The sequence below is a fragment of the Cellulomonas cellasea genome (assembly GCF_006538745.1).
GTDB lineage: Bacteria > Actinomycetota > Actinomycetes > Actinomycetales > Cellulomonadaceae > Cellulomonas_A > Cellulomonas_A cellasea.
Map to the genome: position 1 here is coordinate 73413 of NZ_BJLR01000022.1, position 14067 is coordinate 87479.

Genomic DNA, 14067 nt, shown 5'->3' on the forward strand with positions numbered 1-14067 from the left:
ACGCTCGGCTGCCGGGTCAGCCCGACAGTCGCGGCAGGCGCCCGTCAGAACAACGGCCACGGCACGGCCGGCATGTCGCCACCCGGCGCGGGGAACCGTCCGGCTCGGATCAGTCGGTCGCAGCGCTCGACGAGGGCGGCGACCTCGTCCTCGGTCACCAGCGCGGAAAGCCGACCGCCCAGCTCCGCGTCGAGCCCCGCGCGCACGCGCTCGACGCCCGCCACCTCGTCCGCCGACAGCGGCTCCCCCACCCAGCCCCACAGCACGGTCCGGAGCTTGTGCTCCTCGTGGAACGTGACCCCGTGGTCGACCCCGTACCGGTGCCCGCCGACCATCGGCAGGACGTGCCCGCCCTTGCGGTCGGCGTTGTTCACGAGGACGTCGAACACGGCCATGCGCCGCAGCGCCGCGGAGTCCTCGTGGATCACGGCAACCGTCCGCCCGGTCTCGTCCCGCCCCTCGAGCACGGTGCGCCACCCCTGCGCCGGCACCTCCGCGACCGGCACGACGTCGACCGGGTCCTGCTCGGCGTCCGGCTCCTGCCACAGCTGCACCATCCCGGGCCCGAGCGGCCCGTCCCGGAGCCAGGTCCGCGGGACGACGTCCCACCCGGTCGCCTCCGAGACGAGGTACGCGGCGACCTCGCGGTGCGCGAGGGTCCCGTCGGGGAAGTCCCACAGCGGGCGCTCACCGGCGACGGGCTTGTAGACGACCGCGACGTCACCGACCTTGCCGACGAAGGTCGCGTTCGACGCCGCGGTGATCCGACCGACGAGCTCGAGCGTGCCGCCGTCGAGGTCGACGTCCGGAGCCGTCACTCGCCGTCGGTCAGCCGGCAGACGTGGCCGTCGGGGTCGACCGGCTCGCCGCAGAGCGGGCAGATCGGCCTCCCGGCGCGCACGACCCGGCGCGTGCGCTGGACGAACGCGCGCGCGGTGCCGACCGGGATCCGCACGATCAGCATCTCGCTCGGCTCGTCGGCCTCGGCCTCGGGCTCGTCGACGGCGTCCTCGTCCTGCACGACCTCGACGGGGTAGGCCTCGATGACGACCTGCGCCGTCCGCGGGTCCCACCCCAGGCGCAGGGCACCGGCGCGGAACTGCTCCTCGACCGGCTGGTCCAGCGGCTCGTTGTCGACGAGCTCCGCGGGGGCCTCGGGCGGGATGCTCACGCGGTTGCCGTCCTCGGCCATGAGCCGGTTCAGCATCTCGTCGATCGTGTCCGCGAGGACCGCGGACTGCTCCTTCTCCAGGGCGACGCTCGTCGACCGCGCGCCGTCGCGTGCCTGCAGGTAGAAGGTCCGTTCGCCCGGGCGCCCGACGGTGCCCACGACGACGCGATCCGGCCAGTCGAACTCGTGGACGAGGGTCCGCATGCCCCCAGTCTACGAGCCGGACGCCCGATCCTGCCGGGCGACGCCGCCCGGCCCCGCGCCGCCGCCGACCGCCGCGTCGGCCACCGGACCGCTCGACCGGAGCCACGCGAGGTTGCCGAAGTCGGTGTTCGTCGCGACGACGTCCGGCCGGGTCCTGCCGTACCGGACGATCGAGACAGACGCCGGGCCGACGTTGAGCCGCTGGAACAGGTCGAGGTGCATCCCGAGGGCGTCGGCCAGGACGGCCTTGAGGACGTCGCCGTGGCTCACGGCCGCCCACACCGCGCCGGGGCCGTGCTCGGCCTCGAACGCCGCGTCGTGCCGCCGGACCGCCGCGACGGCCCGCGCCTGCATCGCCGCGAGCGACTCGCCGCCGGGGAAGGTGACGGCCGCCGGCTGCGTCTGCACGACCGACCACAGCGGCTCCTTCGCGAGCTCGCCGAGCGACCGCCCCTGCCACTCGCCGTAGCCGCACTCGGTGAGGGCCTCGTCGAGCCGCACCTCGAGCGCGCCCGCCTGCCGCTCGAGGACCGCCCGGGCCGTGTCCTGGCAGCGCTCGAGGGGGCTCGACACGAGCCCGACGAGCGGGACGACGCCGAGCCGCTCCCCGGTGCGCTCCGCCTGCTCGCGACCGACGTCGTCGAGCATCACGCCGGGCAGGCGCCCCGCGAGGACGCCGTCGACGTTCGCCGTGGTGCGACCGTGCCGGACGAGGATGACGGTGGCCATCCGTGCAGCCTAGGCACAGGCGGGCGGCCCACGTCGGCCTGAGCCGGGCAGCCCGTCGCGGCGGCGCGCCGTCTGGTACAACGAGACCGGGGCGTGCGAGCGGAGGTGGCCGGCGTGACGACGAGCTCCGGACGGCACACCGTGCTCGCCACGGCGGAGAGCGAGGCGTTCAGCTCGCTGCGCAAGCGACCGACGTCGCGGCAGGAGCGGTTCGCGCTCGGCAAGGGCCTGCGCCAGGAGGTCCCCCGTCGGGCGCTCGCGCACTGGAGCGCGCCCGACGACCGCCCCGACCCCGTCGAGCTGATCCGGCGCTCGCACGAGGGCCGGCTCGAGGAGCTCGTGCCGATCCGGGTCGCCCGCATGATGGCGTCGCCGTACGGGTTCCTGCGCGGCGCCGCGGTCGTCATGGCCGAGGACGTCGCGCGCCTGCCCGCCACCGGGATCACCCCCGTGATCTGCGGCGACGCGCACCTCGGGAACTTCGGCTTCTACGCCTCGCCCGAGGGCGAGCTCGTCATCGACCTCAACGACTTCGACGAGGCCCACCCCGGCGCCTGGGAGTGGGACCTGCGCCGGCTCGTCGCGAGCATCTGGGTGGCCGGCCGCGAGAACGCGGCGAGCGAGGACCGGTGCGCCGACGCCGTCATGTCGTGCGTCGCGGCCTACCGGTCGGAGGTCACCCTGCTCGCCGGGCAGCCGCTGCTCATGCGCTCGTACAACCGGCTCGACGTCGAGCGGCTGCGCGAGAGCGCGACCGACACGTCGCTGCGGGCCGAGATCGTGCGGGCCGCCGGTCGGGCACGGAACCGGACGAGCGACCGCGCGCTCCCCCGGCTCACCCACGAGCACGAGGGCCGGCGGCAGATCGTCGACAAGCCGCCCCTGGTCACGCGCGTGCCGGAGCCCGACAGCGAGCGCCTCGCGGCCGCGCTCGACGACTACCTCGAGACCCTTGCGCCGCACTGGCGCCGCGTCCTCGGCGGCTACACGCTCGTCGACCTCGCCCACAAGGTCGTCGGCGTCGGCAGCGTCGGCCTGCGGGCCTACGTGGCGCTGCTCGAGGGCAGCGACCCCGACGACGTGCTGTTCCTGCAGCTCAAGCAGGCGCGCCGGTCGGTGCTCGCGCCGTTCGTGCACGGCGACTCGGCGTGGCACGCGCACCAGGGCCAGCGGGTCGTGGAGTACCAGCAGGCGCTGCAGACGGTCAGCGACCCGCTGCTGGGGTGGACCACGGTGGACGACCGGCAGTACTACGTGCGGCAGTTCCGGAACATGAAGGGCAACGTCCCGATCGACGCGATCGACGCGGCGGCGCTGGCCGACTACGCCGGCATCGTCGGGCGCCTGCTGGCCAAGGGGCACGCGCGCACGAGCGGCGCGTCGATGATCGCCGGGTACGCCGGCCGGTCGGACCGTCTCGACCGGTCGATGGCCCGCTTCGCCCGGGCCTACGCCGACCAGACGGAGGCCGACCACGCCGCGCTGGTCCGCGCCGTCCGGCAGGGCGTGCTCCCGGCCGCCGAGGGCGCCGCCGAGCAGGTGGGCAGCGCGTTCCGGCCGTGACCACGCGCGTCTGAGCCGGTACGGGCCCGGTCCGCGCGGGCAGCTCCTCGACGGCTCCGCCAGCGAGTGGTAGGACGGACCTACCAGCCTCTCGCCCGAGGAGACCTGATGCGACCGTCCCGGCAGATCGGCTCGCGTGCGGCGCTCGTCGCCACCGTCGTCCTCGCACTGGGGGTGGGCGTCGCGCCCGCCTCGGCGCACCCGCCATACCCGGGGCACGACGACAAGGCGCCGGTCGCCACCGGGTACGGCGGGGCGGTGACCACGGTCGACGCGGACGCGACCCGGGTGGGCCTCGACGTGCTGCGCCGGGGCGGGAACGCGGTGGACGCCGCCGTCGCGGCCGCGGCGACGCTCGGCGTGACCGAGCCGTTCTCGGCGGGCATCGGGGGTGGCGGCTTCTTCGTGTACTACGACGCGGCGACCGGTCAGGTCCACACCATCGACGGGCGTGAGACCGCGCCGGTGGCGATGCAGAGCGACGCGTTCGTCGAGGACGGCGTGCCGATCCCGTTCGCCGACGCGGTGACGTCCGGCCTGTCCGTCGGAGTGCCCGGCACTCCCCAGACCTGGGCGACGGCTCTCGACCAGTGGGGTTCCCTGGACCTGCGGCAGGCCCTGAGCGGGGCCACCGAGGTGGCGCGCCGGGGATTCGTCGTGGACCAGACGTTCGCGGACCAGACCGCGGCGAACGTCGCGCGGTTCTCCGCCTTCCGGTCGTCGGCGGACCTCTTCCTGCGGCGCGGCGCACCCCCCGCGGTCGGCTCGGTCTTCCGCAATCACGACCTCGCCCACACCTACGACGTGCTCGCCCATCGCGGGGTCGACGCGTTCTACACCGGCAGGCTCGCCCGGGAGATCGTCCGCACGGTCCAGAGGCCGCCGGTCCGCCGGCACAGCCCGCTCGTCGTCCGCCCGGGGCTCCTCGAGCCGGGTGACCTCGCGTCCTACGAGGCACCCCTGCGTGCACCCACGCTCGTGTCCTACCGCGGGCTCGACGTGTACGGCATGGCGCCACCGTCATCCGGCGGCTCGACCGTCGGCGAGGCCCTGAACATCCTCGAGTCGCGTCCCGGCGGACCGTTCGACACGACCCAGACCCTGCACGGCTACCTCGAGGCGAGCGCGCTGGCGTTCGCCGACCGCAACCGGTACGTCGGCGACCCGGCGTTCGTCGACGTACCCCTGGAGCAGCTGCTCTCGGACGGGTTCGCGGCCGAGCGCGCGTGCCTGATCGACCCGGCCTCCGCCCTGGTCAAGCCGGTGTCGCCCGGCGTGCCGGACGGCGACTACGCCTCCTGCGAGCCGGCGTCGGTCGGGACGGAGGTGTCGGACGGTGAGTCCACGACGCACCTGACCACGGCGGACCGCTGGGGCAACGTGGTGGCGTACACCCTGACCATCGAGTCGCTCGGCGGCAACGGGATCGTGGTGCCGGGCCGCGGGTTCCTGCTCAACAACGAGCTGACCGACTTCACCTTCACCGACACGCAGGGCGGCGACGACCCGAACCTGCCCGGCCCCGGCAAGCGGCCGCGCAGCTCGATGGCACCGACCATCGTCCTGGCTGACGGCAGCCCGTTCCTGGCGCTCGGCTCCCCCGGCGGGTCGACGATCATCACGACGGTGCTGCAGATCCTCGTGAACCGCCTGGAGCTCGGGATGGACCTGCCGGCCGCCGTCGCAGCGCCGCGCGCAACCCAGCGCAACACCGCCGCGGTCCAGGCCGAGCCCGGCTTCGACCGGACGGCGCTCCAGGCCCTCGGTCACGTGTTCACCGACAACCCGGAGATCGGTGCGGCCACCGCGATCGAGTTCCTCCCCGGCGGTGCACTGCTCGCGGTGGCCGAGCCTGCTCGTCGGGGCGGGGGCAGCGCGGCGGTCGTGCACAGGGGCTGACACACCGAGCGCCCGTCCCGGACGTCGCGGCGCACGGTCCCCGGGCACAGGAAGGGCCGCCACCCCCGGCGAGAGGGATGACGGCCTTCGAGTGCCGGGGCAGCCTTGCGGCGCTCGCAGCAGTGGAGGTGGCGGGAATCGAACCCGCGTCCGATGACGAAAAACCAGGACTTCTCCGGGCGCAGCTTGCTGCGCTTTTTCTCAGCCCTCGCGATCTAGCAAGCATGTCGCGAGCGGGCTCAGTCGTCTAAGAGTCCCCCCAGCACCGACGACGAATGCTGGGAGCAGTGGCTCTCTAGATGACGCCAGCTACCGAGTCGAGAGCACTCTCGGGCTGACGGACTTCGTAACTAGCTCAGGCGGCGAGTTCGAAGTCGGTGCGCGATGTATTGGCACCTATGGGTTTGCACGGATCGTTTACGAGATAACCGTGCGTCCTCGGCCCGCTTCTCCTGGCTCGACGATCACCGTCGAAACCGATCACCCCCGTGTTGAGTTATCAACTGCCCGCCCTCCCCCGGAGGGGCCGGCGTGCGTCGCTCATCGTACGTCACAACACGCGGACCCGTCCCGTTCATTCCCGTTGACCTGCGTCGACGACGCGAGCGGAGTCGCCAGTCGGACGAGCGTCCACCATGTGACCCTCCGCCGGGTCCCGCCGCGCGCGGTCGGCCCGCAGGCGGCACCATACGCACAGACATTCCGGACCCGACCCCGACGAGGTGGACCTGGTGACCCAGCACGAGCTCGAGCTGCACAACGACCGTCGCGAGACCCGCACCGAGCGGATGGACCGCAACTGGAACGAGCTGCTCCAGGAGCTGCGGGTGACGCAGACGGGCGTGCAGATCCTCACGGGCTTCCTGCTCACCGTGCCGTTCCAGCAGCGGTTCGGGGACCTCGACGAGTTCCAGCGCGCGGTCTACCTCGTGCTCGTGGCGCTCGCGCTCGTCACGACCGGACTCATCACGGCTCCCGTCAGCCTGCACCGGATCCTGTTCCGCAAGGGCCTCAAGCCGGAGCTCGTCGAGTGGGGCGACCGGCTCGCCCGCGCCGGGCTGGCGTTCCTCGCGCTCGTGCTGACCGGCGCGGCGCTCCTGCTGTTCGACTTCGTCGTGGACCGCACGGCGGGGTACGTCGCGGGCGGCGCGACGCTCGTGTTCCTCGGCGTGATCTGGCTCGTCGTCCCGCTGCTCGAGGCGCGCAAGGCGCAGGGGTCGGACGACCCTGACGAGCGCGGTGCGGGCATCGACGACTGACGCGCCCCGCACGGGGAGCGACGACCCCGGCGCGACAGCCGAGGGGCGCTCCGCACCGACGACGTCACCGCGGCACGCGGCGCGCGAGCTCCTCGACGAGCAGCGGCACGAGCTCCGGGTCGCTCAGCACCCGGAAGTGCCCGGGCGTCGCGAGCTGCACGTTGTGCGCGCCGACGAGCTCGCTGCCGCCGGGGATGTGCGGGTCGAACCGGGTGTAGACGCTCGTGATGCGGTGGTTCGGGACCTGCTGCGCCTGCAGCGCGGTCAGCACCTCGTCGGTCGGCAGGAACGTCCGGACGCTGCGCAGCGGGATCCAGCGCGCGTACGGCGAGCCGGCGAACGGGGTGTTGATCGCGACCATCCCGGCGACGCGGTCCCCCACGTCGGGGCGGCCCATGACGGTCTTGCCGATGAGCCCGCCCTTGCTGTGCGCCACGATCACGACGTCACGGAGGTCCTCGGCGAGGATCTGCTCGGCGACCAGGTCCGCGGCGGCCGGGATCGCGCCGGCGTTGAAGCCGAGCTGGTCGACGACGTGCACCGCGTGGCCGCGGTCGTGCAGCGCGCGGGCGAGCGGGTGCATGAACTTCCACGTCTCGTACACGCCCGGCAGCAGGAGCACGTCCGGCTCGACGCGCGGCTCCGGGTGCAGCCAGTCGTCGGCGCTCGCGCGGCGCACGAGCCCGGCAACTTGCCACCACGACACGTAGGCGTAGTCGGCGGCCCACCATGCGCCCTTGCGGAGGACGCCCAGCACCGACGACGGGCTCACGGTGCCTCCCCCGTGCACAGCTCGGCGACCGCCTCGGGGTGCGTGTACATCGCGACGTGCCCGGCGCCGGCGATCTCCGCACTGCGCCCGCGTGGGGCGGCCGCCGCCAGCTCGTCCTGCCAGCGCCGCGTGCAGATCGGGTCCTTCTCGCCGCGCACGAACAGCAGCTCGTCGGTCACCTGCGCGGCGGCGTCCTCGGTCGCGTAGCCGAGCATCGGCCGGAGCATCGCCGTGTACCAGCGGGGGCCCGCACGCAGGTAGTCGGAGGTGATGATCGCGTTCGCCCGCACCGGCTCGTGCAGGCCGTCGCGCGCGAGCCGCAGCGCCTGGCGCACGGGGTTGCGCGCGGCGCTGTCGATCACGGTGCCGATGCACACGCCGCGCCCGGCGGCACCGGGCGCCTGCCGCATGGCCTCGACGACCACCTGGGCGCCCATCGAGTGCCCGACGAGCACGGGCCGGTCCAGGTCCGCGGCGCGCAGGTAGTCGCGCAGGGTCACGGCCATGCTCTCGACCGACGGGCGCTGGTTGAGCCGGGGCGAACGACCGAACCCGGGCAGATCGGGGATCAGCACGCGGTGCTCGCCCCCCAGGAGGTCGGCGAGCGGTGCGAAGTACCGGCCGGAGACACCGATCCCGTGCACGAGCACGAGGGTCGGGCCGGGGGCGTCCGGGTCCCCGAGCTCGGTCGCGACGACCTCGGCCGCGCCCCCGAGCGTGACCGTCGTCCGGCGGGGGGTGGTCGACACCCGCGGGGCCCCGCGGTGCAGCGCGCGTGCGTCATCACCGGCGAGCAGCGCGTCCGCACGCTCGAGGGCGTCGGTGCCGGTGGAGTCGACCGGCTCGTCCGCGGCCGTCCGCAGGCCCGTCACGCGGCTCCCGCCTCGGCGACGGGCGGCTCGGACATCGCGTCACCCACGACGGCGGCACCGGACGGCCCGGGCACGACCGTGAGGATCCCCGAGTCGAGCGCGATCGTGGTGTCGAGCGTGACGTACCCGCGCTCGTCGAAGAGCACGGTCACGCGCTCGGCCTCCACGACCGACACGACGCCGGTCCCGAACTCGGTGTGCTCGACGTGCTCCCCCGTGCGCAGCCGGGACTCGGCGACGTCGAGCGACGTGCCCTGCTCGCAGTTGTCGCACCGGCCGCACTGCTCGGGGTGCGCCTCGCCGAGCAGCTCGAGGAGCAGGCGACGCCGGCAGTCGGTCGCGTCCGCGTAGGTGCGGACGAGCTCGACGCGCGTGGTGTCGATCTCCTGGAGCCGCTCGCGCCGCTCGGTCACGGCCTTGAGCGCCCTGGCCGGGGTGAGGTCGCCCGCACGCAGCAGGTCGCCGTCCGGGTGGACGGCCTCGACTCCGAGCAGCGCCCCGAGCACGCGCGAGAGCGTCCGGCTGGTGAGCCCGGTCCGCTCGACGAGCTCGTCGCGCGTGGCCGGCTCCTTCGCGAGCTCGCGCAGCACCTTGCGGACCGTCTCGGGCTTCGGACCGCCGCCCGAGCGCAGGTAGTGGTTGAGCCCGAAGTCGTCGGGCCGTGTGAACAGCACCGCGGTCGCGGGCTCCTCGTCGCGCCCCGCGCGCCCGACCTCCTGGTAGTACGCGTCGAGCGACGGCGACGGGCCCGCGTGCACGACGAAGCGCACGTCGAGCCGGTCGACGCCCATCCCGAACGCGCTGGTCGCGACGACGAGGTCGGCGTCGCCGCGCAGGAACGCGTCCTGGGCGGCGGAGCGGTCGGCCGCCCGGAGCCCCGCGTGGTAGACCAGCGCGGGCCTGCCGGCGTCCGCGAGGGCGGCCGCGAGCGCCTCGACGTGCGTGCGGGTCCGCCCGTAGACGATGCCCGAACCCTCCTGCTCGAGCACCCAGGCGACGACCCGCTGGTCGCGCTCGGGCTCGGTCGCGGCGTGGTGCGCGCCGAGCCAGATGTTGGGCCGGTCGGCGTCGTGCACGAGCACGCGCGGCTCGTGCATCGCGAGGCGCTCGACGATCTCGTCGCGCACGTGCGGCGACGCGGTCGCGGTCATCGCGAGGACCCGCGGGCGACCGAGGCGCTCGACGGCCGCGCCGATCTGCAGGTAGTCGGGTCGGAAGTCGTGACCCCACTCCGCGACGCAGTGCGCCTCGTCGACGACCACGAGCCCGACGTCGGCGGTCACGAGCTGGTCGATCACCGCCGAGCGGACCAGCTGCTCGGGGGCGAGCAGCAGCACGTCGAGCTCGCCCGCGGCGGCGAGCTCGAGCGCCTGGCGCTGCTGGCGCGCGGTGCGGGCGGAGCTCACGGCCTCGGCGCGCAGCCCGGCCTCGCGCAGCGCGGTGACCTGGTCGCGCTGCAGGGCGAGGAGCGGGGAGACGACGACGGTGAGCCGGCCGGTGAGGAGCGTCGAGATCGCGTAGACCGCGGTCTTGCCGGCGCCGGACCGGGCGACGAGCAGGGTGTCGCGCTCGCGCAGCCCGTCGAGCGCGTCGCGCTGGGACTCCCGCAGCCGCGCGTCCGCGCCGAGCACCCGCTGCACCGCCGCGTCGAGCTGCGCGGACGGCGTGGGCAGCGGCGTGACGGCGGCGTGGGTGTCGTCCGTCGCGTCGTCGCGGGTGCTGGCCCCGGTATGCCCGCTCATGCGACGACCGCGGGCTCGAGGTGCACGGCCTTGAGCACGGTCATCGCCGCGAGCAGGTCGGGCCCGTACCCGGCGCCGGCCCCGCTGTCGCGGCGCGGGTCGGCCGAGCCGCCGGGTGCGCCCCCGAAGACCGCGTTGATCTTGACCGTGCCGACCTCGAGCTCCTCGGCGGCGAGCAGCGCGTGGTCGAGGCGCGGCGTCAGGACCGTCGCCGCGAGCCCGTACCGGCCCTCGTTGGCCAGCGCGAGACCCGTGTCGAAGTCGGGCACCCGGGTGATCGCCGCGACCGGGCCGAACGTCTCCTCGGTCATGACGTCCATGTCCACGGTGCACCCCTCGAGCACGGTCGGCGGGTAGAACGCGCCCGGCCCGTCGAGCCGCAGGCCGCCGGTGCGCAGCTCCGCCCCCGAGCGGACCGCCGCGTCGACGTGCGCCTCGACGACCGCGAGCTGCTGGGCGTCGACGAGCGGGCCCAGGTCGGTGGCGTCGTCGTCGGGCGCCCCGACCTTCATGCCCTCGGCGATCGCGACGAGCTCGGTGACGACGGCGTCCGCGACGTCCTCGTGCAGGTAGACGCGCTCGACCGAGGTGCAGAGCTGGCCCGTGTTGACGAACGCGCCGATGCTGATCTGCTGCGCGGCCCACGCCGGGTCGACGCCTGCGTCGACCACGATCGGGTCCTTGCCGCCGTTCTCCCGCAGGACGCGTGCGCCCCGCGCCCCCGCGACGGCCGCGATGCGGCGCCCGGTCGCGGAGCTGCCGACCTGCGCGACGAGGGCGACGCGCGGGTCGGCGACGATCGCCTGCCCGGTCTCCCCGTCGCCGTTGACGACGTTGAGCACGCCCGCGGGCAGGGCCTCGGCGATGGTGCGGCCGAGCTCCCACCCGGGCAGCGCGCTGCGCTCGGACGGCTTGTGGACGACCGTGTTGCCGGTCACGAGCGCCGCCGCGATGAGCCCGGCGGCGGCAGGGTACGGGTCGTTCCAGGGCGTGATGACCGCGACGACGCCGTGGGGCTCGCGGCGCACGACATCGACCGCGGTGGTCGATCCGGCCAGCGTGCGCCCCGTCGCGCCGAGGCCCGTCGTGGCGGCCTCCTCGAGGATCTCGGCAGCGACGAGCGCCGAGCCCGTCGACTGGCCGAGCAGGCGCCCGGTGCTCGCGGTCAGCGCCGCGCCGAGCTCGTCCGCAGCCGCGCGGACCGCCGCGGCGGCCGTTCGCAGCGCGGCGGCACGGTCCCCCGGCGACGTCCGGCGCCACGCCGTGCGGGCGCGGTCCGCGGCGGCCACGGCGGCGTCGACCTCGTCGGGCGTCGCGGGCACGAGCACGAGGCTCGGCTCGCCCGTCACCGGGCTCACCCGCCCGACCTCACGCTCCCCCGTGCCCGTCACGTGCTCGCCGTCGACGTAGTGGGTGGCGAGGCGCGGGGTCGACGACCCGGCGGCGGTCGTGGCGTCGGCGGCGGGTGCGGGCGAGGTCAGGGTCACGGAGGGCTCCGATCGGGCTCGGTGGGCGCGGACCCGGCTCGTGTCCCGACCGGTCCGTGCGGTGCTGCTCGCACGAGCGTCGCCGAGACGGCCCTGCTCCGCCACCGGTGCGACCCGGACGGGCGGCGCCGCGGTCCGTCAGCCCGCGGCGAGCACGTCCGCGAGCGCGAACCGCACCGGCTCCTCGAGCTGGGAGTACGTGCACGACGCCGGGTCGCGGTCGGTGCGCCAGCGCCGGAACTGCGTCGTGTGCCGGAACCGGTCGCCCTCGAGGTGGTCGTACGCGACCTCGACCACCCGCTCGGGCCGCAGCGGCACGAACGACAGGTCCTTGCCGCTGTTCCACCGGCTCGTCTCGCCCTTGCGCGGGGTGCGCCCGGTCGGCTCGCCGCCCCACGGGTGCGTCGCGAGGTCCGTCACGAGCGGCGCGAGCTCGGTCACGAGCTCCCGGCGGCGCGCCATGGTGAACGACGCCGCGACCCCGACGGACGCCAGGACGCCGTCGGGCCGGTAGAGCCCGAGCAGCAGCGACCCGAGCGCGTCGTCGCCCGACGTGTGCGGGCGGTACCCGGCGACGACGCAGTCGGCGGTGCGCTCGTGCTTGATCTTCTGCATGACGCGCTTGCCCGGCTCGTAGACGGTGTCCGGACCCTTCGCGACGACGCCGTCGAGCCCCGCGCCCTCGAACTGCTGGAACCAGTCCTGCGCGACGGCGGCGTCGTCGGTCGACGGCGTGACGTACACCGGCCCGCTCCCGCGCACGAGCCCCTCGAGGACCCGGCGCCGCTCGACGTACGGGCGGCTGGTCAGGTCGTCGTCACCCAGCGCGAGCACGTCGAAGAGCACCAGCATCGCGGGCGTCTCCTTCGCGAGGAGCTGCACCCGCGACGCGGCGGGGTGCACGCGCTGCTGGAGCGCGTCCCAGTCGAGCCCGCCGGTCGTCGCGGACGGCACGACGATCTCGCCGTCGACCACGCACCGCTCCGGCAGGTGATCGAGCGCGTACTGCACGACCTCGGGGAAGTACCGCTGCATCGGCTTGGTGTTGCGGCTGCCGATCTCGACCTCGTCGCCGTCGCGGAACACGATCGCGCGGAAGCCGTCCCACTTGGGCTCGTACCACCGGCCCGCGGGGATCGTCGGCACGGACTTCGCGAGCATCGGGTCCACGGGCGGCATCACGGGCAGGCGCATGCCGTCAGTGTGGCCCGCGCACCCGGGGGCGGCCAGCGTCGCGGCCGCGGGCCCGGGCCGGACGTCGCGAGCGACCCGGGCGGGCGCGCACCAGCCGGACGGCGAGCACGGGTCGGACGGCGTCGCCCCGCGGCGGGCCGGGTCAGGAACCCGGCCCGCCGCGGAGCAGGACGTGCCCGACGCGTCAGGCGACCGTCGTCCGCGCGGTCCGCACCGCCGTCGTCGCGCACGCCCCGAGGTCCTTCCACACGCCCCAGTCGCTCGCGCGCGGCGCCTCGCCCTGCGTCCACCACTGCGCCTGCCAGGTGCGGCCGGCGTAGGAGACGCGTGCGCCGCCCGTGTAGACCGCCGCGGCGGACCACGGCGTCGCGGCGCAGGTACCGGGGTCGGTCGGCGTCGGGGTCGGCGTGGGCGTCGGGCTCGTCGGCGTCGGGCTGGGCGTCGGTGTCGGGCTGGGCGTCGTCGTGCCGCCGCCGACCTGCAGGTCGACGCAGCTGTAGAACGCCATCGCGGTGTTCGAGACGTTCCACCGCGCGAGCACCGTGTGCCGCCCGGTCGGCAGGTCCGTGAGCGTGTGGCTGATCGTCGCGGACGGCTGCGCACCGCCCTGGTCGAACGTGCGGTGCAGCACGCCGTCGACGAAGTACTCCCACGTGCTCGTGTTGTGCGCGGCGGTGAGCTTCCACTGGAACGTGACCGAGCGCCCGACGGACGTCACGGGCCACGGCTTGCTCGCGTCGTCGAGCACGGCGAACTGCGCGTTGCCGCCGCTGCAGCGCATCGAGCCCTTGGGCGCCTCGACGCTCTGCGGCTCGTACCGCACCTGCCCGCAGTCGAAGGGCGCGGCGCCCGTCCTGCAGTGGTCCTGCCGGCTCGGGGGTGACGTGACCCAGCCGTGCGCGCCGGCGCTCGTCGCGAGCCCGACGGGGACGGCCAGCGCCCCCACCAGCCCGCCGACGAGGACGGCGCGCACACAACGTTCGCGGAATCGCTTCATCGGGACTCTCGCTCTCTGCTCGGGGGTCGAACCAGGATGAGTCGGACGGGCCTATTTGTACACAGTGCTTACTAACCCGTCCCCTCCAGGGTCGCGCGACGAGGCCGCGAGCGCAAGCACCGGCTGTTCGCCGGCCGTTCACCCGAGAGGGCTTGACGGTCACCTTGTGCGCGATACA

At 74.6% G+C, this 14067-nt stretch carries 12 protein-coding genes and 1 other RNA gene; 3 read left to right on the top strand and 10 right to left on the bottom strand.

Features of this window, described 5'->3' with window-relative positions; translation table 11 throughout:
- Nucleotides 1–44 precede the first annotated feature (44 nt).
- Genes CCE01nite_RS12530 through CCE01nite_RS12540 form a run of 3 tightly spaced genes read right to left on the bottom strand, consistent with a single transcriptional unit; the run spans nucleotide 45 to nucleotide 2104 of the window.
- A complete protein-coding gene (locus tag CCE01nite_RS12530) occupies nucleotides 45–818 on the bottom strand; it encodes an SCO1664 family protein (protein WP_034624655.1) in 774 nt (257 codons plus the stop codon).
- Entirely contained in the window at nucleotides 815–1375 is a 561-nt protein-coding gene (locus tag CCE01nite_RS12535; RefSeq protein WP_034624654.1) for a DUF3090 domain-containing protein, read from the bottom strand. Before CCE01nite_RS12535 ends, CCE01nite_RS12530 begins: the two co-directional genes overlap by 4 nt.
- A 9-nt stretch (nucleotides 1376–1384) precedes the next feature.
- The gene (locus CCE01nite_RS12540; protein ID WP_034624653.1) at nucleotides 1385–2104 is read right to left on the bottom strand and encodes an MSMEG_4193 family putative phosphomutase; all 720 of its coding nucleotides are present in this window, start codon (nucleotides 2102–2104) and stop codon (nucleotides 1385–1387) included.
- 114 nt (nucleotides 2105–2218) lie between these two features.
- On the opposite strand from CCE01nite_RS12540, the gene CCE01nite_RS12545 reads away from it, so the two are divergent.
- Together CCE01nite_RS12545 and ggt are read left to right on the top strand one after the other, a co-directional pair.
- Nucleotides 2219–3667 (top strand): DUF2252 domain-containing protein, encoded by a 1449-nt coding sequence (locus CCE01nite_RS12545; protein WP_034624683.1) that lies wholly within the window; start codon nucleotides 2219–2221, stop codon nucleotides 3665–3667.
- Nucleotides 3668–3775: 108 nt separating this feature from the next.
- On the top strand, nucleotides 3776–5566 hold the full coding sequence (ggt, locus tag CCE01nite_RS12550; protein ID WP_034624652.1) for a gamma-glutamyltransferase: 1791 nt from the start codon (nucleotides 3776–3778) through the stop codon (nucleotides 5564–5566).
- Nucleotides 5567–5686: 120 nt separating this feature from the next.
- Here ggt and ssrA read toward each other — a convergent pair.
- Nucleotides 5687–6054, bottom strand: a transfer-messenger RNA (tmRNA) gene (ssrA, locus tag CCE01nite_RS12555).
- A 243-nt stretch (nucleotides 6055–6297) separates the two neighbouring features.
- Between ssrA and CCE01nite_RS12560 the strand changes: the two genes are divergently transcribed.
- A complete protein-coding gene (locus CCE01nite_RS12560; protein WP_034624682.1) occupies nucleotides 6298–6825 on the top strand; it encodes a DUF6328 family protein in 528 nt (175 codons plus the stop codon).
- A 64-nt stretch (nucleotides 6826–6889) separates the two neighbouring features.
- Here CCE01nite_RS12560 and CCE01nite_RS12565 read toward each other — a convergent pair whose 3' ends face one another.
- The 6 genes from CCE01nite_RS12565 to CCE01nite_RS22400 all read right to left on the bottom strand — a co-directional run bounded on the left by CCE01nite_RS12565 (nucleotide 6890) and on the right by CCE01nite_RS22400 (nucleotide 13889).
- Entirely contained in the window at nucleotides 6890–7597 is a 708-nt protein-coding gene (locus CCE01nite_RS12565) for an esterase/lipase family protein (protein WP_052103375.1), read from the bottom strand.
- Nucleotides 7594–8469, bottom strand: coding sequence for an alpha/beta fold hydrolase (locus tag CCE01nite_RS12570; RefSeq protein ID WP_052103352.1), 876 nt, complete (start codon nucleotides 8467–8469; stop codon nucleotides 7594–7596). Before CCE01nite_RS12570 ends, CCE01nite_RS12565 begins: the two co-directional genes overlap by 4 nt.
- Nucleotides 8466–10211, bottom strand: a complete 1746-nt coding sequence (locus CCE01nite_RS12575; RefSeq protein WP_084142412.1) for a RecQ family ATP-dependent DNA helicase — start codon at nucleotides 10209–10211, stop codon at nucleotides 8466–8468. The genes CCE01nite_RS12570 and CCE01nite_RS12575 overlap by 4 nt, the downstream gene beginning before the upstream one ends.
- Nucleotides 10208–11698 (bottom strand): aldehyde dehydrogenase family protein, encoded by a 1491-nt coding sequence (locus tag CCE01nite_RS12580; protein ID WP_211254497.1) that lies wholly within the window; start codon nucleotides 11696–11698, stop codon nucleotides 10208–10210. The genes CCE01nite_RS12575 and CCE01nite_RS12580 overlap by 4 nt, the downstream gene beginning before the upstream one ends.
- 138 nt (nucleotides 11699–11836) lie before the next feature.
- Nucleotides 11837–12892 carry an ATP-dependent DNA ligase gene (locus CCE01nite_RS12585; RefSeq protein ID WP_034624651.1) on the bottom strand — a complete coding sequence of 352 codons (1056 nt, stop codon included), beginning with the start codon at nucleotides 12890–12892 and terminating at the stop codon, nucleotides 11837–11839.
- 184 nt (nucleotides 12893–13076) lie between these two features.
- The gene (locus CCE01nite_RS22400) at nucleotides 13077–13889 is read right to left on the bottom strand and encodes a lytic polysaccharide monooxygenase (RefSeq protein WP_052103350.1); all 813 of its coding nucleotides are present in this window, start codon (nucleotides 13887–13889) and stop codon (nucleotides 13077–13079) included.
- Nucleotides 13890–14067: the final 178 nt, after the last annotated feature.

Bases quoted from the DNA above. Each gene is read 5' to 3' on its own strand.
- CCE01nite_RS12535 (WP_034624654.1), bottom strand. From the start codon at position 1,375: ATGCGGACCCTCGTCCACGAGTTCGACTGGCCGGATCGCGTCGTCGTG.
- CCE01nite_RS12540 (WP_034624653.1), bottom strand. From the start codon at position 2,104: ATGGCCACCGTCATCCTCGTCCGGCACGGTCGCACCACGGCGAACGTC.
- ggt (WP_034624652.1), top strand. From the start codon at position 3,776: ATGCGACCGTCCCGGCAGATCGGCTCGCGTGCGGCGCTCGTCGCCACC.
- CCE01nite_RS12575 (WP_084142412.1), bottom strand. From the start codon at position 10,211: ATGAGCGGGCATACCGGGGCCAGCACCCGCGACGACGCGACGGACGAC.
- CCE01nite_RS12585 (WP_034624651.1), bottom strand. From the start codon at position 12,892: ATGCGCCTGCCCGTGATGCCGCCCGTGGACCCGATGCTCGCGAAGTCC.
- CCE01nite_RS22400 (WP_052103350.1), bottom strand. From the start codon at position 13,889: ATGAAGCGATTCCGCGAACGTTGTGTGCGCGCCGTCCTCGTCGGCGGG.